We start from the raw sequence: 24761 nt of genomic DNA, 5'->3' as shown, positions 1-24761 counted from the left end.
TTATCCAATCTATCTTTTTTTTATATGTCTTATTCCCAAAATCTAGTCAGACCCAAATTTGGATTCAATATCAGTTGCTGTTGAGGAATCGGCCGATAATAGTATTTAGGAGCATCAAACATGGGCTGATAGTTCTATTCCCAGGTAAACTCTATAAAACCGCTATAGAATATTTTCCTTATATGAAATTTTTAAAATAAATTCATCTTCTTAGACTTAGTTCAAAATTAGATTTTTTATTCCTAATTAAGGCTAAAATAAATATTATCATTTCTTTAAATGAATATTTTTTACTTTATATGAAATTAATGATGGTTGATTTTTTTCCTTAAAGGAAATTAAAAGAATCAAGAATGATTACTGAAAAAATCTAAAAAGAGATCAAACAAAATTGAAATAGAATCTCTGATCTTAGAAAAAAAACCATAAAACAAAAAAAAGGACACCATTTCTAGTGTCCTTGTAGTAGCGGGAACAGGACTCGAACCTGTGCCTTCGGGTTATGAGCCGACGAGCTACCAACTGCTCCATCCCGCGATATTTCTTTTGCTTGATGAGCCCTACGAGCTACCTCCCGATAGCTATCGTGGATGCTCCATCCCGCGATATGTCTTTTGCTTGATTGAGACCTACGAGCTACCTTCCGATAACTATCGTGGATACTCCATCCCGCGATATATTTTTAAAGCTTTTTGCTTCTTTTTTCTTATCAAAACTGCCCTTGCGGCGAATTGTGATACAAAAGTAGTGGTTTATTTTTCTAATGCAAAATCACAATCGAAAAAAAATTATTGCATCTACCTAGTTTTCACAAAAACAACCAACCCTTAACTACTAGTCAATAGGGTAAGTCCTTCACGCGCAATACCTTCTCCATTTTAATGGAAATCTTACCTATTCAGTTTTTATTTACCAAATTTTATTTTGCAGAACCTCTCAAATCCTCAGTATTATCTAAAAATCAAGTACCTTTGTCAAAAAATTTAACAGAATGACTCAAACCAAGCATCAAGCAGGATTTGTAAACATCATCGGCAAGCCAAATGTCGGGAAATCTACCCTGATGAATATCCTCGTGGGAGAAAGACTTTCGATCATTTCTTCGAAAGCACAAACTACTCGCCATAGGATCCTTGGTCTGACAAACACTGAAAATTATCAGATTGTGTTTTCTGACACACCTGGCATGTTGAAACCACAGTACGAGCTACATAAAAACATGATGAGCTTTGTCAACATCTCATTAGAGGATGCAGACGTGGTTTTATTTGTGACCGACCTTTATGAAACAGACGAGGAGATCGTAGAGATAATCGATAAAATCAACCAATCAGGCATTCCGATCATTTTAGCTATCAACAAAATCGATCTTGCTAAAGAAGGACAGCTTGAAAAAGTTACTGAATACTGGACTTCCAGAATAAAAGCAGATGTGGTGATCCCTATTTCTGCCGGAGAGGAATTCAATACAGATAAAGTCCTTCAGGAAATTCTGGAAAGATTACCTGAACACCCACCTTTTTATGATAAAGAGGAACTAACAGACCGTTCCGAACGGTTCTTTGCCTCTGAGATTATCCGTGAAAAGATTTTCAACAATTATAAAAAGGAAGTTCCTTACAGCACAGAAGTCAATGTTGAAGACTTTCATGTAAAAAATAAGATCATCCGGATCAGAGCAACCATCTATGTCGAAAGAGATAGCCAGAAAGGCATTATCATCGGAGATAAGGGAAAAGCGCTCAAAAAAGTTGGCATTGAAGCACGTGAGGAACTGGAAAAATTCTTCGGCAAACAAGTGTTTCTAGAGACCTTTGTGAAGGTGGAAGCCAATTGGAGAAAAAATAAATCAAAACTGAAAAAATTCGGGTACGACCCCACTTGATTATGGCAAATATTGTAGCAATTGTAGGAAGACCAAATGTTGGGAAATCCACTCTTTTCAATCGATTAGTGGAAGAGCGAAAAGCGATTGAAGACAACATGAGTGGGGTGACTCGTGACCGTCATTATGGTCATGCCCAATGGACTGGGAAGTTTTTCTCTGTGATCGACACTGGCGGATACGTAACCGGCTCAGACGATGTTTATGAAGCAGAAATCAGAAAGCAGGTAAAACTTGCTGTTGAGGAAGCAGATGTAATCTTATTTGTAGTGGATTGCCATGATGGCCTTACCGATTTGGATACTGAATTTGCCAATGAGCTAAGAGGTTCAGAGAAGCCTATTCTGGTCGTAGCCAATAAAGCTGACAATCAAGAACAAAGCTTTATGTCAGCTGAGTTTTACTCCTTGGGAATAAGTGACTTTGAAGTTTTCCCAATCGCAGCCGTGAGTGGTAGTGGTACAGGAGACCTTTTAGATAAAGTTGTCGAGCAGTTTGAAGAAGAAGGTGAAGAAGATCCGGACGAGGGTACACCAAAAATCTCCATCCTAGGCAGACCTAACGTAGGTAAATCCTCTTTCCTTAATGCACTTTTGGGTAAAGAAAGATCCATCGTCACCAACGAGGCAGGAACCACCCGAGATGCGATCCATACCCGTTACAAGCTTTACGGTCAGGATTTCATTATTACTGATACTGCCGGAATTCGTAAAAAAGCCAAGGTCAAAGAAGATGTTGAGTTTTATTCCGTGATGCGTTCTCTAAGAACACTCGAAGAATCTGATGTCATCATTGTGATGGTTGATGCGAGTAGAGGATTAGAGTCCCAGGACATTAATTTGATCAGCCTCGGAATTAAAAACAATAAAGGGATTGTCATCATGGTAAATAAATGGGACTTGATCGAAAAGGACCATAAAACCATGAACAAAATTAAAGAGGAAATGATGGAAAGATTGGGTGAAAACAAATGGATCCCGATCATTTTTACATCAGTTTTGACCAAACAAAGAATCTTTCAAGCCATCGAACTTGCAGTGAAGGTTTATGAAAATAAAACACGCAAAATTCAGACCTCTAAACTAAATGATGTGCTGCAACAAGAAATGGAAAGATACCCTCCACCAGCATGGAAAGGAAAGTACATTAAGATCAAGTATGTCACGCAGTTACCTACAAAAAATCCGATTTTTGCTTTCTTCTGTAACCTTCCACAATATATCAAACCACCTTACACAAGGTTCCTTGAAAACAGGTTGAGAGAGAATTTTGAATTCGACGGAGTGCCGATAAAAATTATTTACAAAAGCAAATAAAAATATATTAGCGGTTTCTTGTTTTATTAAATAAATCCTCAATACCTTTGCTTGGTAATTAAGAAAATCACAACAAATGAAAAAGGTATTTGCAATTTTCGCAATCTCTGGCGTAATGTTCGCTACTTCCTGCGGTAACAAAGAAGTAAAAGAAGAGACTATCGAAGTAACTGAAACAGTTGAGACTGTTGAGGAAGAAGTTATCATCGAAGAAGCTACTACTGACACTACAGAAGTAGTTATCATTGAGGAGACTGTTGAAGAAGTGAAGTAATTCACCTGAAGCAAAAAAGATTAGAGCCCCGAATAATTCGGGGCTTTTTTTTGTATTTTTCGCCATGCTTGAGTCCTCCCGTCTGGAAACAATTTTATCAAAACACCTTCCTCCTCCAGCAATTTCTTATTGCCTCCAGTTGTGGCAAAAACAGCCTTTCAACTTTCAAATCACTTCCAGTAGAAAAACCAAGCTGGGCGATTTCCGATATAGAAGAGATCGCAGCATTCAAACCATCACTCTTAACGGAGATTTAAATCCCTACCAGTTCCTGCTCACCTATACTCACGAGGTAGCTCACCTGTATGCGTTTATGAAGTTTGGCATTTCTATACCACCCCATGGTAAAGAATGGAAAAGCACGTTTCAGCAATTGCTTTTTCCCATCCTGAATGAACAAGTGTTCCCCTTAGACCTATTGGTTCCACTGAGGCAGCACATGAAAAACCCGAAAGCGAGTACAGCCGGAGACCTATTTTTGATGAAAGAACTCAGTAAATATGACAATGCCGAACCTCTGATCAAAACAACATTCCTTTCTGACCTAAAGCCAGGAAGCCGGTTTATGCTCTCTGGTAGAGAATTTGAAAAAGGAGAAACAAAGAGAACTAGGGTAATTTGCCTTGAAGTGAAAACAGGGAAAAAGTTTTTAGTAGCTCAAATGGCAAAAATTCAAACCTTAAATTAATTGAAAAAGAGAAAATTTATTCTCTTTCCTCTCCTATCTCGTTATCAGGCTTGGAAAAATCTTTAGGCTGGGGTAAATCACGGATAGAATTAATCCCAAAGTATTCCATAAACTTTTCCGAAGTCCCAAAAAGCAAGGGTCTACCGATCCCTTCAGACTTACCTTTTACCTCTACCAATTCCTTATCTAATAACTTCTGAACAGAATAGTCAGAGTTAACCCCTCTAATTTGCTCAATATCACCTTTCGTAACAGGCTGCTTGTAAGCAATAATAGACAAGGTTTCCATTTGTGCGGTAGACAGTCTTTTTTGAGACTGTTGTTTTAGCAAAATGCTAATACTAGTTTGGTATGCAGGTTTGGTCAAAAACTGATATCCCCCACCCAGATTTTCTAAAGTGAATGAAAAATCATCAGAGTCATACTTGACTTTTATATCCTCGAGTGCTCCAAGGATATGGTCTTCGGGAACTTCAGCCTCAAACATTTCAGTCAAGCATTTCCCTATCTCTCCCGTCCCTAAGGGCGAGGGAGCGCAAAAAATCAACGCTTCAATATGCCTGTGGAGAAACTCCAAGCCTACTTTTTAGCTAATTTAGCCTCGATAGAATGCATGGTATGCGGAACGGCCTTTAATCTTTCCTTAGAAATCAATTTACCTGTATCCACACAAACACCATAGGTCCCATTTTTAATTCGAACCAAGGCATTTTCCAAGTTGATAATGAACTTCTGCTGCCTTGCTGCCAATTGACTTTGGCTTTCTCTCTCCAAGGTGTCAGCACCATCTTCTAGTAATTTCGACGTAGAAGCTGTATTATCCGTACCACTATCATTTTTCTTGCTCAATGATTCCTTCAACGAACCCAATTCTTCTTTGGCTACAGCCAATTTCTGGAGGATAATTCCTTCAAATTCTTTTAGCTCCTCTGCTGAGTATGCTGTTTTTCCTTCCTGACTCATAATTCGCTTGGGTTTAGTATTAAGTATTGGGACGAACAATATCCCAAAATGTTCCCTAAAATACATTTAGATGGCATAATTACAAAGCCCATTCAATCGGATTAAACCAAAAATACTCCTTAAAAAAGCAGCACTAAAAACCCTCTCAATGTGAGCGCTCTCATTATCAAGCTTTTACCATTTACCTACTAAAGAATCATGAGGAAAATCAGGTCCTGTTTAAACAAAAAAAGCTGTCAGGCGACAGCTTTTTCTTCAGATAATAATTTCTCTAAACGCCTTTTAAGCACGGGTTGATCCGCATCTATTCGATACTTCATAATCAAATATTGCTGCACCTCCCGAAGGTGTTTGTTTTCTTGAACGCAAATCTTTTGCAGAGCTTGGGTGATAAGGTCTCTTTCCATAATTCCGGGTTTTGTTATTACAATTTATTAATTTTTGTAAGAAACTAATAGGATTTTTTTAATAAAGTCAAAAATGAGTCCCCACAACAATCGTTTTCTTCAACTCAATAACTTCGCCCTGTAAATCAAAGAGTTTAACTCTGAGAATATAATATCCCGGCCTAACTTTTTGCCCAGAATCATTTGTACCCGTCCAAGTATACATTCCTTTCAACCCCAATAGCCCATTATTATCCAGCATGGTCACCAGCCTTCCCGCTATATCATAAATCTCAAATGTCCCCATCCAACCACTTTGATCTAACTGATAGGAGATAGTGGTAAACGTATTACCATTACTTCCCTCTGGATCAAAAACTTCAGGACTAATCAGGATCATATCCAATTCCAAACTCTCCTCCCGCGTATTGGAATTCCTTTTGCCAGGTGTACCAAAATCTTCATTTGAAGCTGCTGAATGCCAATTGTAATCTAAGTCTGAAGGGGAGTCAGTAGAAACTCTTTCCAAGGAAACTCCTTTAGGATCTCGAAGCAGTGGATGATGAAGGTCTTCGTCATATACAAAGACTTCATAAATCTCATCCTTATCTGATAGCAACACCACTGCACCCCCTGAAATAGGATAGCTGGGCAAAGAGGCTATCTGATAAAATTGGGAGGAAGGAGATTGAGGAAAATCACTTTTAAGTTTCAAAGCATCAGTTGTCACAGCAAAGTATTCATGAGGCCCTAATATTAAACCAGATTCTGCAATGAACTTTAATTGACCTGGCATATTGGTATCATCCAGATTGCCAAGTTTCAAAGCCCCTACCTCCAAATACTTATCTGAATCATTGTACAACTCCACGAATTTTGGCCTTCCACTCTTAGGATTAAAAAGAAGCTCATTAATTTTAATATCTCCCATCTGAGCCTCTTCAGGCAAAATAAGCTGCGTTGAACCTGAGCTTTCCAATAAATTACCTGCACAGTCCATAGCAAATTGACCTATTGAAAGCTGATATTTTTGAGAAGGCTTAGCCGGTTCCAAAAGCTCAATTAGAATTGCATTTGACTCCACCTGTTTCACAGTTTCTACTTTTAGCTGCGGAGTAAAATGAATGCTGTCAAGGGAATCAAGCTGTACTATCGGTTCTGAAAATCTTAACAGAATCTGCAGAGAATCCAAAAATGCCGCATGTACTAAGACGGGAGAAATAGTATCAGGACTTAGATCTAAAACCGAATTCTCCCTTCCAGGACTTGCTCTCAATGGGTCTATTGATGCTTTTAAAAAGCCCGTCTGTTCGCAACTCAAAAAAGGATTGACTACCTCCAAGCTATATCCTCCTGTAGCCAGTTCATTAGACCCCCAAGAGCTACTGGAATACTCTAATTGGTCCACTAGCTCCCCTCGGTCATTTTGGAGAATTATCCGTTCCCCAGAGTTCAAAAGTGTTGGCCAAAAGTTTAAAGCGAGAAAAGGAGCATAATCTTTCATTTCCTCCAATTTATTCTGGGGAAAAAGGATTAAATAAGCCCCAGGCTCCATCCAATATTCAGGAAGTTGAACTTCTGTTTTACTGGTAGATAAACTCACACCTTCCAGCCTAATTTTATGATCACCTGCGTTAAACAATTCCACAAACTCAACATTCGGAAAGTCCATGTCTGGCTTAGGTGCTGGCATGAGTTCGTTGATGATTAGATTTTTATAAGGAATATTAGTCGGGTCAGAAAACTCAAAAACCAATGTGGTGTCGGAAAGGAAGTTTCCTTCCAAATCAGGTATTTGATTTACCTTCAATTGAAATTCTTTAAAAGAAAGTGGTTTGGGAAAGCTTAAGTAAACCAAAGAATCATTCAGAACACTAACTTCCTCAGGCACCTCCTCATCTAACCTGTAGTTTAATAGAAATTGAGAAAACACAGGGTCAAGCCTTTCAGAAAACTGAATTTCCACCACATGCTCTTCATAGCCACGAACACGAGTTATACTTGGTGGAGTCAAGTCTTTTACTTGATCCCCAAATTCAAAGTCATCCATCATCCATCTTGCGCAGGTACCGGAACCAGCGCCATAAGACACTGTGATTTTTAAAAATAGTAAATCAAGGTTTTTAGTTTCCTCCGGAAGTTCCAATTCAAATTTCCGAAATTCCTGATCCACATTCCCAAACTCATCCTCATTACCTAAAAGCCGCTTTTCGGAATAATCCCCATCAATTTTGTCTGCCCATGAAAACTCTACTACTGCCGCGCGGTCTCCAGATCCATTTTTCATCGACCTCGCCCAAAATACTAAACTTGGGCTTTCGTATTGGCTAGGCTCAAGTTTCACTATCAATTCACCATCGAAACTAGAAATAGGCTGCATTGCAATCGCATTACTACCTCCTATTCCAAAACCGGGATACTGAAACACTCGAGAATTGCTTTCCCTAAGTTCATTGGCATACCAACCAGGGAGAAATTCTTCAGGGTAACTTTGAATTAAAAACTGGCTTTCGAAATCCTGACCCTGAGAAAATAAGGGCAAAGCAGCCATTTCAAACCAAACAAAAAAGGCCAAAAACCGAAGTTTCCAGAAAAAATCAACTAATCCAACCATGTATTACCTAAAAAGTATTCTTTAATATAAGAATTTTAAACCAAATCGTTAGTAGATGAAAAATGGAATTTTATAGCTGAACATGAAAAAATTTTAGGAGAATATCCTGAAAATGAATGGATAGACCTTACTTTTGCAATCCAAAATAATATTATCTATAAAATAACCAGTCTGATGAAATTAGCAGTGGTAGGAGCTACAGGATTAGTAGGCTCCGAAATTCTAGAGGTGCTGGACGAGCACAACTTCCCTTTTGACGAACTTCTATTAGTCGCTTCCGAGCGCTCTGTAGGTAAACAGATCGAGTATAAGGGTAAACCTTACACTGTCATCGGCCTGGATCAGGCAGTTTCATTGAAACCAGAAATCGCCATCTTTTCCGCAGGAGGAAGCACTTCTATGGAATGGGCACCTAAGTTTGCGGAAGCTGGAACCATCGTGGTAGACAATTCTTCTGCCTGGAGAATGGATCCAACAAAAAAACTGGTAGTCCCTGAAATCAACGGAAAAGAACTAAGCAAAGACGATAAAATCATTGCCAATCCAAATTGTTCAACCATTCAAATGGTTTTGGCATTGGAGCCTCTTCGTGAGCGCTACGGCATCAAAAGAGTAGTGGTTTCTACCTACCAGTCAGTGACCGGTTCCGGTAAAGCTGCCGTAGATCAAATGATGGCAGAACGTGCGGGAGAGACCCCTCAAATGGTCTACCCACACAAGATTGACATGAACGTCCTTCCTCACATTGACGTATTCCAACCAAATGGATATACAAAGGAGGAAATGAAAATGATAAACGAAACCAAGAAGATCTTCTCTGATGATACCATCAAAGTAACCGCCACAACTGTGAGAATCCCGACTATGGGAGGTCACTCTGAAGCAGTCAATGTGGAATTTAAAGAGGATTTCGATCTGGAAGAAGTGAAAAAACTTCTAAGCGAAACTCCAGGAGTTATCCTTCAGGATGATCCAGCAAATTTCGTTTACCCTATGCCCATCAATGCGCATAAGAAAGACGAAGTTTTTGTGGGCCGTTTAAGAAGAGATGAGTCTCAAGCAAACACATTAAACATGTGGGTTGTGGCGGACAATCTCCGTAAAGGAGCAGCTACCAATGCTGTACAGATCGCAGAATATTTAGTAGCCAATCAATTGGTTTAATGGATTTCAGCGAGCTTCATAGCGCTGAACTCAAAAAATTTGTGCAGGATCATCTCAGAGAAGATCCTGCACTTTTGCTTTTAAAGTTTGCCGGGAAAGTTGATTTTGACTTAAAAACTGCGGTGCAACAAATCTCAGCCCGTCAAAAAGCCTCCAAAAAGCTTCCAGAATGGACTCAAAACCCAGCCTTGTTTTTTCCTCCTTCCCTGTCCCTGGAACAAAGCTCTTCTGAAGAAACTGCCAGGCACAAAGCCCAAGGTTTGTCAGGAAATTTGATAGTAGATTTGACAGGAGGCTTTGGGGTAGACGCCTATTACCTGAGCAAAAACTTTAAACAAGGAATTTATTGCGAGTATCAACCTGAGCTTTTTAAGCTGACAAAGCAAAACCTCGAAATATTAGCACCAGGGAAATTCCAGTTTTATCAGGGAGATGGTTTAACTTTTTTGAAAGAACAAAACCAGTATTTCGACCTGATTTATGCAGATCCTGCCCGTAGAGGGAAAGGGAATCAGAAACTTTATAAAATTCAAGATTGTGAACCTGACTTAGTTTCAGAATGGGAGGTACTAAAAGAAAAATCATCCCAAATTATCCTGAAATATTCTCCAATGCTAGACATTTCCCAAGCATGGAATGAAATTCAAGACATCCAGAAAATCACCATTCTTTCAGTTAAAAATGAGGTGAAGGAGCTTTTAATTCATTGGAATAAAAACGAAGCTACTCCAAACCAACAAGTGCTTGTTCAGGATATCGGCCTTGGGTATCCTGATTTTTCATTCTCTCTACAAGAAGAAAAATTAGCCCAAACACTATATTCTGAACCTAAGAGATTTCTAATCGAGCCTCATAGCGGTATTTTAAAAGCAGGAGCCTTTAAGTTGTTTGGTCAGAGACTTGGCTTACAAAAGTTAGAAACCAACAGCCATCTGTATACCTCAGAAGAGTATCCAGTAAAAATCCCGGGGAAGGTATTTGAGGTTATAAGGGAAGTTTCTCCAAAAAAGAAAGAGATCAAGAAGCTATTTCCTTCAGGGAAAGTGAATGTAATTACCAGAAATTACGCCAGCGGATCTGAGGCTTTAAAGAAAAAATTAGGGTTAAAAGACGGTGGAGATAATTATTTGATTGGAACCAAAACCCAAAGCGGTTTTAAGATTTTTTGGTGCAGGCTAGCATAGCCTATAATTAAGCAACCATAGTCCAGCTTCTGGAGAAGCTGGAAAACACCAGAAACGATGATTTCTAAAAACTTTGCAAAGACTTAACAGTCTAGGAGATAAAAAAAAGTGAAGGATTACTCCTTCACTTCTTCGTAGTCGACATAATCGCCGCCTTGAACATCTTTTTTTGATTTCTCTTTAAAAGTTTTCGGAACGTAATCCACTATCACCTCATCTTTCGGACGAGAAGCATGCTTTTGCTCTCGCTCCTGTTCCCTAGCCACCTCATTTACTTGCTGCGCAAATTTGGCCAGTTTTGATCGAAGAAAATAACGGATCAGCTGGCCCAAAAGCCAGCCTACTCCAAGTACTATTACAAGAAATTTTACCAAAACTATTCTTTTTGATTTATATTAATTACCTACTCAAATAGAGATTTCTCTCAGAGTAAATTTTCAAGAAATAATCATCCATCAAGTCATCGATAAAGTAAATCGCCTCACCGGTAGACTTCATTTCAGGCCCCAATTCTTTGTTTACATTCGGGAATTTATGGAATGAGAAAACTGGTTCCTTGATAGCATAACCCTTTTTCACCGGATTGAATTCAAAATCGGTTACTTTTTTCTCGCCCAACATCACCTTTACGGCGTAATTCACATAAGGTTCACGATAAGCCTTACAGATAAATGGTACGGTTCGAGAAGCTCTTGGGTTTGCCTCAATAATATACACCTTGTCGTTTTTGATCGCAAATTGGATATTGATCAAACCGACAGTTTTCAATGCAAGGGCAATTTTCTCAGTGTAAGTTTCAATCTGTCGAATCACCAAGTCTCCCAAATTATAGGGAGGAAGAACTGCGTAAGAATCCCCAGAGTGAATACCCGCTGGCTCAATATGCTGCATGATTCCGATGATGTACACATTTTCTCCATCACAAATCGCATCTGCTTCAGCTTCAATAGCACCTTCCAAGAAGTGATCGAGTAGGATCTCATTATTTGGGATATCTCTCAACACATCCACAACATGCTCTTCCAGCTCCTTCTCGTTGATCACGATCTTCATGCCTTGACCACCTAATACATAACTTGGTCTAACCAATAGTGGGAAGCCAATCGTTTTGCAGAGTTCTAATGCTTCGTCGGTAGTATGAACTGTTCCAAATTCTGGATAAGGAACGTCATTCTCTTTCAATAAGGTAGAGAATCTTCCTCTATCTTCAGCAAGATCCAAAGCCTCAAAGCTAGTTCCGATGATTTTGATACCATATTTCTCAAGCTTTTCTGCAAGCTTCAAGGCAGTTTGACCACCTAACTGAACGATTACGCCTTCTGGCTTCTCGTGCAAGATGATTTCATATATATGCTCCCAGAATACTGGTTCGAAATATAATTTATCTGCGATATCAAAATCTGTAGAAACTGTCTCAGGATTACAGTTGATCATGATGGTTTCATAGCCACATTCTTTGGCAGCCAAAACCCCATGCACACAAGAGTAATCAAATTCAATCCCTTGTCCTACACGGTTGGGCCCTGAACCTAAGACTACCACCTTCTTACGGTCTGTCGTAGTGGATTCGTTCTCTTCACCAAAGGAAGAGTAATAATATGGAGTCTGCGCTTCAAATTCAGCTGCACAGGTATCTACAAGTTTGTATACTCGCTTGATACCCATCTCATGGTATCTTTTATTAAATACTTCACTCTCTAAGCATCCCAATAAATGAGCTAATTGACGATCGGCATAGCCTCTTTTCTTGGCCATATCCATGATCTCATAAGGAATGTTATTGATGTCATACTTATCAATTTCATGCTCTAAGTGGATCAACTCCTCAATTTGTCTCAAGAACCACTTATCGATTTTTGTCAAATCATAAATAGTACGGAAAGAGATCCCCAATTTAAAGGCATCGTAAACATGGAATAAACGATTCCAGCTTGGGTTGGCTAAAGAATAAAGAATCTTTTCCTGATCCTTCAATTCTTTCCCATCAGCTCCTAAACCATTTCTTTTGATCTCAAGAGACTGACATGCTTTCTGGAGGGCTTCCTGAAAGTTTCTACCGATTCCCATCACTTCTCCAACAGCCTTCATAGAAAGACCCAGTCTTCTATCCGAACCTTTGAATTTATCAAAATTCCAACGTGGAACTTTCACAATCACATAGTCAATGGATGGCTCAAAATACGCTGAAGTAGTTCCTGTGATTGAATTAGGAAGTTCATCCAAATTATAGCCAATCGCTAGCTTAGCAGCCACTTTAGCAATAGGATACCCTGTAGCTTTAGAGGCTAAAGCGGAAGATCTAGATACTCGAGGGTTAATTTCGATCCCGATGATAGTTTCATTATCAGGGCTTACGGCGAATTGAACATTACAACCACCTGCAAAAGTCCCGATGCTGTTCATCATCGTAATCGCATAATTTCTCATGCGCTGATAAACAGTATCTGGTAGTGTCATTGCTGGTGCCACTGTAATGGAATCACCAGTGTGAACCCCCATTGGGTCAAAGTTTTCGATAGAACAGATCACGATCATGTTCCCGATGTTATCACGCATCACTTCGAGCTCGTATTCTTTCCATCCCAGGATACTCTGCTCAATCAATACTTCATGAACTGGCGAAGCCTGAAGACCAGCGCTTAGGAGTTTTTCAAAGTCCTCTGCTTTTTCCACAAAGGCACCTCCAGCACCTCCTAATGTATAGGAAGCTCTGATGATCAATGGGAAACCAATTTCCTGAGCGATTTCTTTACCTTGAAGAAAAGAGGTTGCAGTGCTACCTTCACAGACAGACACTCCAATTTTCTTCATCAGCTCCTTGAATTTCTCCCGGTCTTCTGCGGTATCAATTGCGTCGATATCTACACCAATCATGCGTGTATTGAATTTTTTCCAGATACCGGCTTTATCACAATCAATCGCTAAGTTCAATGCTGTCTGTCCTCCCATAGTAGGTAAGACTGCATCAATGTCAGGATGTTCAGTGAGGATTTTCACGATGGATTTTTTCTCCAATGGAAGCAAATACACATGGTCTGCTGTCACTGGATCTGTCATGATCGTGGCAGGGTTTGAATTGATCAATGTCACGGTGATCCCTTCTTCACGAAGAGACCTGGCGGCCTGAGAACCTGAATAGTCAAACTCGCAAGCTTGACCTATGACAATGGGACCAGAACCGATGATGAGTACGTGCTTGATGCTACTTTCTTTTGGCATTACAAAAGGGGAATAGAGAGATGAAATTACTTACGTCCAAATTGGGGCAAAATTAGAAAAAAATCCCGAAGAGGAAGGGGAAATTCTGATTAAAATGGAAAAGCCCCCTCAATTCAACCTACTCAAACAAAATAAATGGACCTACCTAATCATTCTTTCCAACGAAAGCTTTTCTGATCTATCGCACGCATCGTGCATAACACACCGTCCAAATGATCATATTCGTGCTGAATTAACTCGGAATTTTCTCCTGAAACTTTCCATTCTTGAAGCGTCCAATTTTGATCTCTATAGGACAAAGTAAGCGATTGATGCCTCCTCACTTTTACCAATAGCTTAGGAAAACTCATGCAATCATCCCATAATTCAAACATTTCCTCACTTGGATTTTTTAGTTCTGGATTAAGAATGATATAGGGTTTATCCAGATTTAGGTAAAACATCCGTTTCATGATTCCCAATTGAGGAGCAGCGATTCCTCTACCAAACCCATAGGCTTTTCGGATATCCTCCATGGCCTCATGTAGCTGCTGAGTCCAAATTGGCACTTGCTCCAACTCTGACTTTAAAACTGGATCACAAACTTCGTATAACCTAGGGTCTCCGAGTTTGAGGATGTCATGGATGGTTTTCATATCACCTGATAAATTAGCATTTCACGCCCTATATAATGTATATTTAGTCAATAACCTATCTTATTCGTCCAAATGTTTGCATAATAATAATAATATGTTGCGATTAACTAATCAGTCGGTTAGCAGCTCTTGGCCAAGGGGATTATGATTTTAACCATAAATTTTAACGGTTATGAAAAAAGTAATTTTAGGAATTGGATTGTTTGCTTTAAGCTTCGCCTACTTTGGTCCACAGAATACAATGGCGACGGAAGACCCTTGTCCAGATGGTAACTGTCAAAACGAAGCCTATTATGCAAGAGCTAGAAATTTAGAAACTGGAGAGTATTGTTGCATTGAAACAACTAACCAGTTAAACTCATGCACTGGTGTAGAGTGTTCTGATTAATCTGAATAGATGGAGAGGGTTACCCCTTTCCATCTTATTAATACTAAAATATGAAATTATTAAAAAAGACCCTTTTCCTATTATATATACCTATCCTTTTCTCTTGCTCGGACAAAAAAAGCAAGATCTCAAATCAAGTGATTCAAAAAATACCTGTCCAAGTAGAAAATAAAACTACTTATGCTTTTGACGAGATTTTTGAAGTAGTTGACTTATTAACTATTAAGAATTCGCAAAATTTCCCAATATCAAAGATTAATAAAATTAAAAAGATAGAAGATAATCTATGGATTTTGACATCTTCAATTGTTCTGATTACTGATCTTGAAGGGAATTTAAATAATGTCATCCAATCCCAAGGGTATGGCCCACTGGAATATCAAAAACTCAGTGACATTCATTGGAATCCATATCTGTCCTTAGTTGAGATTTTGGATTCTGATCAAGGCAAAATAATTCGTTACGACAAAAATGGCGTAGCAAAGAATGAATGGAAAAATAAATTTTTAAGATTAGCTTCCTCTTTTTATCCCCAAGAAAACAAATACTGGATTTACGGTGGGACATTTTTTGATGGTGATGGCGGTCGACTAGTGGTGGTGGACTATCAAAATGACAAGAAACTGAATACGTATTTTCCACTTGGAGATGAAAGGAATTACCTAAACGTAATTGAGCCAAATAACTTTATTGCTTATAATAAAAGCTTGTTATTCTTCCATACCTACAATGATACGATCTATTCCATAGAAAATGATAATTTATACCCAACCTACTTACTTAATTTTGGTCCAAATCGGATTCCATCTGAAATATTTTCTCAGGATTTCAAGGATATTATGGAGTTTGGACAAGAATTAGAAAAAAATGGATTCGTAGATCTTATTAATAGCATTTACTTTTCAGAGGGCAACATTTTCTTTAGATTTTTTTATGAAGGGAAGCCGATTTCAGCGGTGTACAGCATAAAAAATAAATCCACCAAAATTATTGCCAACTGGAAAAATCAGTACGGTGAAGGATTTAGTAAACTTTCCTCATTTTTGATCAATATGCCAATAGATTCTGACGGTGAGTTTTTATATTTCAGCGTTGATCCCTATGCTATTAAATCTGAAGCAGAAAAATTACAGGATGATCCCAATTATGATCAATTTATGTTAGAGAATCCTCTTATTAAGAAGATCATAGACCAGTTTGATAACTACGAAAATCCATATATTTTAAAACTTAAAGCAAGATAAAACAAGACCTCTGGCCACAAGATAACGCTTACTTCTCTACAATTTTGAGCCGATTCAATTTCAAATAGAGGTACTAAGCCTCTAGCCGAAATAAACATGATTTAAATATTCACATTTCTTGCCCTTCTTTTCCTTACTTTTGCGGCATGAATTACCTTTCGGTCGAAAACCTCAGTAAAGCGTTCGGGGAACGCAAGCTTTTTTCCAATATCTCTTTTGGCATTTCCCAAGGTCAGAAAATTGCCTTGGTCGGCATCAATGGTGCGGGCAAATCCACGCTGATGAAAATCATCATGGGCCTGGAGATTCCTGATACAGGTCAGGTAGGAATCAACCAGCAGGTAAAAGTGGCTTATGTACATCAAAACCCCGTTTTTGAAGGAAGCCTAAGCATCTATCAAACGATCTTTGATCAAAGTAATTCTGAAGTTCTCCAAGTCATCGAAGATTATCATAAGGCCATGTTGGAAGCAGAACGCGGTATTGACAACTCCGATCAAATGGCTACACTTTTCGAGAAAATGGATGCCTTCCAAGCCTGGGATTTTGAATATCAGGTAAAAGAAGTACTTGGCAAATTAGGCCTTCATGACACCGACCTTCCGGTAGGAACACTTTCCGGTGGTCAGCGTAAACGAGTGGCTTTGGCGAAAGCTATTCTAGAAAAACCTGATTTGTTGCTTCTTGATGAGCCTACCAACCACCTGGACTTAGAAACAATAGAATGGCTTGAGGATTACTTAGCGAAAGCAAATCTTGCGCTATTCATGGTTACTCACGACAGATATTTCCTAGAAAAGGTCACCAATGAAATCCTGGAACTTGATCAAGGGAAAGTGCATCGCTACCTCGGAAACTACGGCTACTTCTTAGATAAAAAAGCTGAGCGAATGGAGATCGAGGATATTGAGCTAGAAAAAGCAAAAAGTCTTTATAAGAAAGAACTGGACTGGATTCGTCGTCAACCAAAAGCTAGAAGTACCAAAGCAAAATACCGAGTAGATGCTTTCGAAGAAACCAAAGAAAAAGCTTCGCAGAAACGAGAGGAACGTGATATCCAATTGACAGTAACGACTCAGCGTCTTGGAAACAAAATCATCGAAATCGAAAAGATGAAAAAGTCTTTTGGTGACAAAAACATCATCAGGGACTTCTCCTATACTTTTAGAAAGAAGGATCGTGTGGGTATTGTAGGGCCAAATGGGGCTGGAAAAACTACTTTCCTAAATATGATAACTGGGCAATTGGCTCCAGATTCCGGGAAAATTTCTATAGGTCAGACCACTGCTTTTGGATATTACCGTCAGGAAGAAAGTAGCTTTGATGAGGAAAAACGTCTCATCGACATCGTCAAAGATGTGGCAGAAGTAGTCAACATCGCCGGTGGAGCAACGATCACTGTTTCCCAGTTTTTGACTCAATTTGGCTTCCCTCCCAAGCAGCAACATACTCCAATCGCAAAACTCAGCGGAGGGGAACGAAGAAGACTTCAGCTGCTTATGGTACTGATTAAGAATCCGAATTTCCTGATTCTGGATGAACCAACGAATGACCTGGATTTGATGACTTTAAATACCTTGGAGGAGTTTTTGGACACATTTCCTGGTTGTTTGATCATCGTATCTCACGATCGGTATTTCATGGACAGATTGGTGGAGCATTTGTTTGTTTTTGAGGGAGAAGGAGAAATCAAGGACTTCCCGGGCAACTACAGTGAATTCAGAGAATGGGAAAAGGAAAATAAGAATCAAGATTCAAGCAGAAAGATTCAAGAGCCAGAAAATAAAATTGTCGACACAAAAAATGAGGCTTCGACTCCGCTCAGCCAGACAAAAGCAAAGGCAAGCTATAAACAAAAGCAAGAGTTTAAAGAGGTGAATACCTCGATTTCCAAACTTGAAAAAGAGAAAGCTGACATCACGGATAAAATCTCTGCAGGAATTGATGATCATGAAGAATTGATCAAGCAGTCCAATCGTATTGCGGAAATTGACGCAGAACTGGAGGAGCTAGAATTAGTTTGGTTAGAATTAAGTGAGTTGGATGGGATTGAATAAGTCTAGAAAAGGGAGATACACTTCGTGAAATATGCCTGCGGCGAGATACGCTTCGCGAGATAAATACCTACCCTATCTGCATAGCTTTCTTACTTGATATCTGCTCGAAGAACTGTCTTTCATAAGAAGATATAAATAAAGATATGCCTGCGGCGAGATATGCTTCGCGAGATAAACCCCTTCCCTATCTGCGTAGCTATCTTACTTCATATCTGCTCGGAGAGCTGTCTTTCACAAGAAGATATAAATAAAGATATGCCTCCACCGAGATACGCTTCGCGAGATAAATCCCTTTCCTATCTGCGTAGCTATCTTACTTCATATCTGCTCGAAGAGCTGTCTTTCATAAAAAGATATAAATAAAGATATGCCTCCACCGAGATACGCTTCGCGAGATAAATCCCTACCCTATCTGCATAGCTACCTTACTTGATATCTGCTCGAACGCTGTCTTTCAAAAAAAGATAAAAAATAAAGATATACCTTCGGCGAGATACGCTCCGCGAGATAAATCCCTTTCCTATCTGCGTAGCTATCTTACTTGATATCTGCTCGAAGAGCTGTCTTTTTCAAAAGATAAACTTTCTGAATTCAAACTTCTGATTTAAATTTTCAAACCCTTCCCTTCAAAAAATCATGCCTTACCTCTTCGTCAAACTTCTCGATAGCATAGCGGAGGGCAGTTCTAGGCATCTGGCGGTAGTGTTTTTTCAAAAACTCGTATTCTACTTCGTAATCCTGATTTCCAATTTCGCGAAGCATCCAACCTACCGCTTTGTGCATTAAATCATGCGGATGTGAAATAAATTTCTCTGCTAAAATCAATGCATCTTCATACTTTCCTCTTTTGATCCAATAATAGCTTGTCACCATGGCCACTCTTTGACTCCACAAATGGTCTTTTTCCGCCAATTCATAAAACAAGCTCTTATCCCTATTCAGGTAATAATGGCCTAAAATATGATGGCATGAGCTATCCACAAGGTCCCAATTATTCACCCATGGAAGATGATCTAGATAAAAATCTACAATAGCTTTCTGATCCTCTTCATTTTTGATTTTTTGGTATTTATAGACCAGTATTAGCACCCCAGTCAAGCGCACTTCATGATAGGGATCTTTCATCAAAGTACTGATCTCTTTAAGGCTTATCTCCTTGAAAACACTCTTGGCAATTTTCCGCTGTTCAGGGACTTTGACTCCCAAAAATTTATCCCCTTCTCCATATTCCCCAGGTCCAGACTTAAAAAATCTAGGAAAAAAAGCAGCTTTTTCGGGAATAGCCTTATCCGCCAAAGCTGCTTTGATTTGTTCAACAAGTAGTGTCATTCCCGAATTTAATCATTCGAATTAGAAATCATCTCCAAAATCATCTCCTCCTTCTCTTCGACTTCTGCTATCTCCTTTTTCTTTGAAGCCTCCAAATCTATAAGTAAAGGACAATGTGGCAATTCTCGATTCTCTCTGGAATTCTCGGTATTGGGTGAACCGCTCATCGTTTGTGGTAATTCTAAAGTTTCGTGTATTGAAAATGTCACTCACGTTTAGACTGATCGTAGCTTTATTATCCAATATATTTTTTCGCATTCCCACATTCAGGGTGTATTGAGGTTCTATCTGACCCTGAGGCAAAACAATCGGACCTCTATAGTTTCCTTGAAGTTGAATGCTAAACCATTTCGGAACTAAAATATTTCCCAGTAGACTGATCGTCCAACTGAAATTTTCATTGCTCAAATCCCTTCCCTCTACATTGTCTGCATTGATTTTAGAATAGAAGAAATTTCCTGTCAGCGTGGCATCAAAATTATTTGAAATCTGAAACTGGTTAATCAATTCAAAACCTGTACTCGCTCTGGTATCTGCATTCTCTCTGCTTTGAATAGCCACGTTATCATCCGTCAAAGTGGTAATTCTCGTCTCCACATCGGTACTAAATCGATGATAAACAGTCGCGTTTAATAAATACCTTTCCCAGCCTTTCATATAGCCCATTTCATAGCTATCCGTAAACTCTGGTTTCAGGTAAGGATTCCCTATACTCAAATTATATTGATCTCTCACTCTATAAATGGGAGCCAAATCCCATATGCTTGGTCTCGATATTCTTCTGGTATAATTTAAGGTCAGCTCATTCTCAGGAGCCAAAGTATAGCTTAGGAACACACTCGGAAACAGATTGAGGTAATCAGAAGGAATGCTTTCCATTTCGCGCTCCGTTTCTCCTAAAGTTTCGGTGTATTCACCTCTTAAACCTAATTGATACCCAAACTTCCCTGCTTTATTTCTAAACGTTAAATAGGCCGCATAAACATTTTGATCGAAGTAATAGGTATCTGTCAATGTATCTACAGGTGTTGGGTTAAAACCATTAGATTCATCCCCTTGAGAGAATTGCTGACCCCAGGTCCAGTCCCCCATGGTAGCTTTCAATCCTGCTTCAATGCTGGCATTTTCATTAAATGGTTTTTCATAATCCATCTGCCCAACAAAAAGGTGACTTTCTCTTGGTCTATCGTTTACTTGACTTAGGCGTTTCGTAGGATCAGAAGTACCCTCAGAAGTGAAAAAATCCTGATCATAGTATTCTACTTGGGTTCTATTGTCATAGGCGTAAGAAAGAGAGGTGTAAAGTTTTTGCCCTAAAGAATCTATGTTCCAGGTATAATTAATTCCACCTTCATAGTTGGCACTATTGCTCAACTCATTGTTTATTCTAACAAAACTGGAATCCAAGGAGCCTGTACTACTAATGTTATCCTGATCAATTTGAGCGAACTCTACTTCGTCATCAAAATTCCCCTGAAAGTATACTCCCAAGGTCCCATTGTCAGAAACATTATAATCTACTCCAGCTCTAATTAAGTGTGTTTTTTCTTTCTCATATCCATCTTGATCTTGATTTAAAGAAGGAGAGAAATTAGGCAAATTGGTGCTTCTTGTACCTGAACCCCACTCTTTTTGCCATCTATTTTGCCAATTATAAGAAGCATAAAAATTTGCTTTATCAGTTCCATAGTTCAGGTTGATTCCTGCTTGATATTTATCCCTTGTACCAATGGAAGCATTGACTTGTCCATTAAAGCCTAAGTTTTCATTTTTTCTTAAAATGATATTGATGATACCGCCCACACCCGTAGCATCATATCTTGAGGATGGGTTAGTAATCAACTCCACGGATTTGATGCTATTAGCTGGAAACTGAGAGAGAATGCTTTCCGCATCATCACCTGACAGATTGGAAGGACGGCCATTAATATAAATCAATATATTTCCACTACCGCGCATAGTAATTCCACCTTCTTCATCCACTTGGATAGAAGGTAAAGTACTTAGCAACTGGGAAGCTGTTGCTCCTTCTGCGACAATACTATTTTCTACATTATAGGATCTTTTGTCAATGTCTGATTCAAACATAGAAGTCACTCCCTCTACCACTACTTCATCTAGGTTTTGAGCATCTGGAGCTAGGGTTATCGTTCCAAAATTGACATTCTTCTTTTCCCCTAAATTGATATTTTCGAAGTATTCTAAATAGCCAATGAACCCCACTCGAAAAATATAGCTTCCCGAAGCCACATTAAAATCGAATTGACCATCTAGATCTGTCATTCCTCCAGTAACCAAAGTAGAATCTGATTGATTTAGAAGTGCGACATTTGCAAACTCTAAAGGGGTTTCTTTGCCTCCATCAACCACTTTCCCTCTTAATCTAGTCTCTTGGGCAAGAAGTTCGATGGTGGAAAAAAGGCAAAACAGTAAAGCCAAAGAATAAAGCGTTAAACCGCGTAGCATAATTTTTTTGTGTTGGAAGTATGAGTTGGACTTAAAAAAAGGTAAAGGTTTAACAATCAACAGGTTTCACCAACTACCTTTTATATTAAACCTGTGATCACAAGGCAATGTTTACTTTTCCGGAATTACTTGCTAGCTGGAATTATCTGCTGATGAATAAACTAAAATCAATGTGAACGGGTAATAAATCAATTTTGGGGCTAATTTTAGATTTCAATCTCTTTTTCATTTCCATTGATTGCCGTTTAACTTTTATATTTAAAAATGATTAGAAAAGCTTTATTTCTGACAAGCCTCTTATTTGGTATATACTCTTTCACTTTTTCTCAATCAAATCCCCAAAACCTTAATGAGCTTATCGAAAGCCTATCAGAATTGGATTATGGTGACTCATTATATGGAGTCACTTTAAAAAAGATCTTCCCTGAAGCCAAGGCTGCGCAAGCCTATGATGATTTGGGAAACTATGCTATTGAAGCATTTGGACACCCTCACTACGACGTTATTTCTCCTGAAAAAAGAAAAAGTGTACTTCATGAGGCAATCTCCTATGAGGATAAGATTGAAAGCACTACGATCAAAGGTGAACTCCACCTGAAACTTGCAGGTGCCTACTTTAACCTCAATCAGTATGACTCCGCTATCATGGAATATTCTGCTGCATTGGATCGATTTGAGCAAAATGACTCCCTTCTCATTGCAGATTCGTATTTCTTTCGAGGTCAAGCCAGAGATTACCAAGGGAATCTTATCGATGGAATGAACGATTACCAGGAAGCACAAAAGATTTATGAGGCATTAGGTAACGAAGCTTATGTCGATTATGTCTATGGGGGCATGGCCATATTATATAGTAAGTATGAACTATTTGATGAGGCAGAGGAAATCCGTGATATTTTAATTGAAAAGGCTGAAAAAGCCGGTGAAAACTATGACCTAAGTATCCAATTATACAACAAGGCAAATGACTTCAGAAAGCAAAAAAAGTTTGATGATCAGTTATTAGTGCTACAAAAAGCTGATTCATTGACTCCTTTTGATGAAAGAAATTATTATGTGGAAGCTATGATAAAGCTAGCTCTTAGCAGTGCTTATGGAGAACAGGGGATGATAGAATCTCAGGAAAAAACCTTTTTGGAAGCTAAAGCGCTTGCAGAAAAAGCTCCTGACCTTCAATTATCCAACCCTACTTATTTGAAATCCAGGGCTCTTTTAGCTAAAAACACCGGAAATATCAGGCTAGCCAATGAGCTTGCAAAGGAATCTTTGGAGTCTGCTAAAGCTTCTGGAAATATGGATCATCTTATTCGATCTTACGAGCTCTTGTTTGAAACCTACACGGAGATGAACCAACCGAAGGATGCTCTAGAGGCTCTAAAAAACCTGACTTTTTATAAAGACTCACTTTTTACCGTCAACAAGGCAACAACTTTTTCTTATTATCAAACGCTTTACGAAACAGAAAAGAAAGAGCGTGAGCTATTGGCAAAAAATCTAGAGCTAGAGACCGTACGCCAACGAAACAAGACCAGAATGCGGGTCATAGGAGTATTTGCTGTTATTTTGATCGGTCTAGGAGCTTTTATATTTCTATGGAAAAACTATCAATACCAAAAGAAACAGAAAGAACTTCAAGCCCATTTCTCGCAGGAGTTGCTAAAAAACCAAGAGGCTGAAAGAGTACGTATATCAAAAGACTTACATGATGGGCTAGGACAAAGTCTATTATTAATCAAAAACAAGATCGCTCTCACTCAGGATGATGTGGGAACGGGAGAGCTGCTGGATACAGCAATTAGTGAATTAAGGGCCATAGCGAGATCCTTGCACCCAATGCAACTGGAAAAGCTAGGTTTAAGTAAAGCGGCGACGCATTTACTTGACCAAATTGATAATGAAACAGACATTTTTGTCTCCTCAGAAATTGAGGATTTAAATGGTGTCTTAAGCAAAGAAAAAGAACTGCAACTTTATAGAATTCTCCAGGAGTCTATTAATAATGTTTTGAAACACTCAGAGGCAAGTGCACTTAGAGTTATCTTTCGTAAAACCTCAGTTGGAGTGGAAATGAAAATTGAAGACAATGGAAAAGGGTTTGATTTTTCGGAAAAGTTAAACGACTTCCAAAGTCTGGGTCTAAAAACCCTAAAAGAAAGAATTGCTTCTATTCAAGGAAGCATGAAAGTCACAAGCCATAAAGGAAACGGAACCAGTTTAAGTTTTATCACCTATGTCTAAGACCACAATCGTAATAGCAGATGATCACCCACTCTTGCTAAAAGGTTTAAAAGACTTTTTGTTGGAGCAGGAAATTGATGTTTTAGCCACTTCCACAGATGGGCAAGATGCCTTGAACCAAATCATCAAACACAAACCTCAACTAGCGATACTGGATCTGGAAATGCCAAACATGACAGGCTTGGAAATAGCCTCGGAATGTAAAAAAAGAGCATTGCCAACAAAAATTATTTTGTTGACTCTACATAAGGAGATGTATCTATACAATCAGGCAAAGGAGTTAAATCTATCTGGCTACATACTTAAGGAATTTGCTTTAGGAGAAGTCTCCCAAGCGATAGATTCAATCTTGGCAGGAAAAACATTTTTTAGCGAAACCATCTTCAAAAATCAAGAATCAGACACTTTAAAAACAGAAAGCAGTCCACTGACACCATCTGAAAAGAAAATCCTACGGCTTATCGCCCAAGGAGAATCTACCAAACAAATTGCAGAGAAACTTTTTATTTCGGAGCGAACGGTGGACAAACATCGAAGCAATATGATTTCAAAGTTAAATCTTGAGAAAAAACATAACTCCCTGTTATTGTGGGCCCAAAAAAACCGAGAAATCATTAATTAGTTCTCTTTTTATTTTAATTAGGGTGAAAAATACGTGTTTCTACGTATTGAGTTCGGCAGCTTTTAGGACTAGTTTTGAAAAGAGATTTA

20 protein-coding genes and 1 tRNA gene are annotated in these 24761 nt (G+C 38.8%); 11 read left to right on the top strand and 10 right to left on the bottom strand.

The window, feature by feature from the left end:
* Positions 1-466 precede the first annotated feature (466 nt).
* Positions 467-537, bottom strand: a tRNA-Met gene (locus ALPR1_RS03385).
* A 454-nt stretch (positions 538-991) separates the two neighbouring features.
* Between ALPR1_RS03385 and era the strand changes: the two genes are divergently transcribed.
* From era to ALPR1_RS03365, 4 genes are all read left to right on the top strand, one after another.
* On the top strand, positions 992-1885 hold the full coding sequence (gene era / locus ALPR1_RS03380; protein WP_008198425.1) for a GTPase Era: 894 nt from the start codon (positions 992-994) through the stop codon (positions 1883-1885).
* Between the two features lie 2 nt (positions 1886-1887).
* Positions 1888-3201, top strand: a complete 1314-nt coding sequence (gene der / locus ALPR1_RS03375) for a ribosome biogenesis GTPase Der (protein WP_008198423.1) — start codon at positions 1888-1890, stop codon at positions 3199-3201.
* Between the two features lie 76 nt (positions 3202-3277).
* Positions 3278-3475 (top strand): hypothetical protein, encoded by a 198-nt coding sequence (locus tag ALPR1_RS03370; RefSeq protein ID WP_008198421.1) that lies wholly within the window; start codon positions 3278-3280, stop codon positions 3473-3475.
* Between the two features lie 64 nt (positions 3476-3539).
* The gene (locus tag ALPR1_RS03365) at positions 3540-4163 is read left to right on the top strand and encodes a SprT-like domain-containing protein (protein ID WP_008198420.1); all 624 of its coding nucleotides are present in this window, start codon (positions 3540-3542) and stop codon (positions 4161-4163) included.
* A 16-nt stretch (positions 4164-4179) separates the two neighbouring features.
* Here the strand turns inward: ALPR1_RS03365 and scpB are convergent, their stop codons facing one another.
* From scpB to ALPR1_RS03350, 4 genes are all read right to left on the bottom strand, one after another.
* The gene (gene scpB / locus ALPR1_RS03360; RefSeq protein ID WP_083796120.1) at positions 4180-4740 is read right to left on the bottom strand and encodes an SMC-Scp complex subunit ScpB; all 561 of its coding nucleotides are present in this window, start codon (positions 4738-4740) and stop codon (positions 4180-4182) included.
* A gap of 2 nt (positions 4741-4742) precedes the next feature.
* Entirely contained in the window at positions 4743-5126 is a 384-nt protein-coding gene (locus ALPR1_RS03355; protein ID WP_008198417.1) for a TraR/DksA family transcriptional regulator, read from the bottom strand.
* A gap of 236 nt (positions 5127-5362) precedes the next feature.
* Positions 5363-5533: a hypothetical protein gene (locus tag ALPR1_RS20790; RefSeq protein WP_153231763.1), complete on the bottom strand. Its 171-nt coding sequence runs from the start codon at positions 5531-5533 to the stop codon at positions 5363-5365.
* Between the two features lie 67 nt (positions 5534-5600).
* The gene (locus ALPR1_RS03350) at positions 5601-8126 is read right to left on the bottom strand and encodes a lamin tail domain-containing protein (RefSeq protein WP_040302514.1); all 2526 of its coding nucleotides are present in this window, start codon (positions 8124-8126) and stop codon (positions 5601-5603) included.
* Positions 8127-8300: 174 nt separating this feature from the next.
* On the opposite strand from ALPR1_RS03350, the gene ALPR1_RS03345 reads away from it, so the two are divergent.
* Together ALPR1_RS03345 and ALPR1_RS03340 are read left to right on the top strand one after the other, a co-directional pair.
* Positions 8301-9290 (top strand): aspartate-semialdehyde dehydrogenase, encoded by a 990-nt coding sequence (locus ALPR1_RS03345; RefSeq protein WP_008198414.1) that lies wholly within the window; start codon positions 8301-8303, stop codon positions 9288-9290.
* Positions 9290-10474, top strand: coding sequence for a class I SAM-dependent methyltransferase (locus ALPR1_RS03340; RefSeq protein ID WP_008198412.1), 1185 nt, complete (start codon positions 9290-9292; stop codon positions 10472-10474). The genes ALPR1_RS03345 and ALPR1_RS03340 overlap by 1 nt, the downstream gene beginning before the upstream one ends.
* A 116-nt stretch (positions 10475-10590) precedes the next feature.
* On the opposite strand, the gene ALPR1_RS03335 is transcribed toward ALPR1_RS03340, so the two are convergent.
* From ALPR1_RS03335 to ALPR1_RS03325, 3 genes are all read right to left on the bottom strand, one after another.
* Positions 10591-10848 (bottom strand): DUF4834 family protein, encoded by a 258-nt coding sequence (locus tag ALPR1_RS03335; RefSeq protein ID WP_008198410.1) that lies wholly within the window; start codon positions 10846-10848, stop codon positions 10591-10593.
* A gap of 25 nt (positions 10849-10873) precedes the next feature.
* Positions 10874-13693, bottom strand: coding sequence for a carbamoyl-phosphate synthase large subunit (carB, locus tag ALPR1_RS03330; protein WP_008198408.1), 2820 nt, complete (start codon positions 13691-13693; stop codon positions 10874-10876).
* 149 nt (positions 13694-13842) lie between these two features.
* Entirely contained in the window at positions 13843-14328 is a 486-nt protein-coding gene (locus tag ALPR1_RS03325; RefSeq protein ID WP_008198406.1) for a peptide deformylase, read from the bottom strand.
* Between the two features lie 172 nt (positions 14329-14500).
* On the opposite strand from ALPR1_RS03325, the gene ALPR1_RS03320 reads away from it, so the two are divergent.
* From ALPR1_RS03320 to ALPR1_RS03310, 3 genes are all read left to right on the top strand, one after another.
* Complete coding sequence (locus tag ALPR1_RS03320) at positions 14501-14716, top strand: hypothetical protein (RefSeq protein ID WP_008198405.1); 216 nt, start codon at positions 14501-14503, stop codon at positions 14714-14716.
* A gap of 50 nt (positions 14717-14766) precedes the next feature.
* A complete protein-coding gene (locus tag ALPR1_RS03315) occupies positions 14767-15960 on the top strand; it encodes a 6-bladed beta-propeller (protein ID WP_008198403.1) in 1194 nt (397 codons plus the stop codon).
* 146 nt (positions 15961-16106) lie between these two features.
* Complete coding sequence (locus ALPR1_RS03310; RefSeq protein ID WP_008198402.1) at positions 16107-18017, top strand: ABC-F family ATP-binding cassette domain-containing protein; 1911 nt, start codon at positions 16107-16109, stop codon at positions 18015-18017.
* Positions 18018-18629: 612 nt separating this feature from the next.
* Here the strand turns inward: ALPR1_RS03310 and ALPR1_RS03305 are convergent.
* Positions 18630-19346, bottom strand: a complete 717-nt coding sequence (locus ALPR1_RS03305; protein WP_008198401.1) for a DNA alkylation repair protein — start codon at positions 19344-19346, stop codon at positions 18630-18632.
* Between the two features lie 21 nt (positions 19347-19367).
* Positions 19368-21812 (bottom strand): TonB-dependent receptor domain-containing protein, encoded by a 2445-nt coding sequence (locus ALPR1_RS03300; protein WP_008198400.1) that lies wholly within the window; start codon positions 21810-21812, stop codon positions 19368-19370.
* Positions 21813-22076: 264 nt separating this feature from the next.
* Here ALPR1_RS03300 and ALPR1_RS03295 point away from each other — a divergent pair, with 264 nt between their 5' ends.
* The gene (locus ALPR1_RS03295) at positions 22077-24050 is read left to right on the top strand and encodes a tetratricopeptide repeat-containing sensor histidine kinase (RefSeq protein WP_008198399.1); all 1974 of its coding nucleotides are present in this window, start codon (positions 22077-22079) and stop codon (positions 24048-24050) included.
* Positions 24043-24672, top strand: coding sequence for a response regulator (locus ALPR1_RS03290; protein ID WP_008198398.1), 630 nt, complete (start codon positions 24043-24045; stop codon positions 24670-24672). The genes ALPR1_RS03295 and ALPR1_RS03290 overlap by 8 nt, the downstream gene beginning before the upstream one ends.
* The last annotated feature ends 89 nt before the right edge of the window (positions 24673-24761 follow it).

Source organism: Algoriphagus machipongonensis (assembly GCF_000166275.1).
GTDB lineage: Bacteria > Bacteroidota > Bacteroidia > Cytophagales > Cyclobacteriaceae > Algoriphagus > Algoriphagus machipongonensis.
Note: the sequence above shows the minus strand (reverse complement) of the source record. Positions and strands in the feature narration are given on the sequence as shown.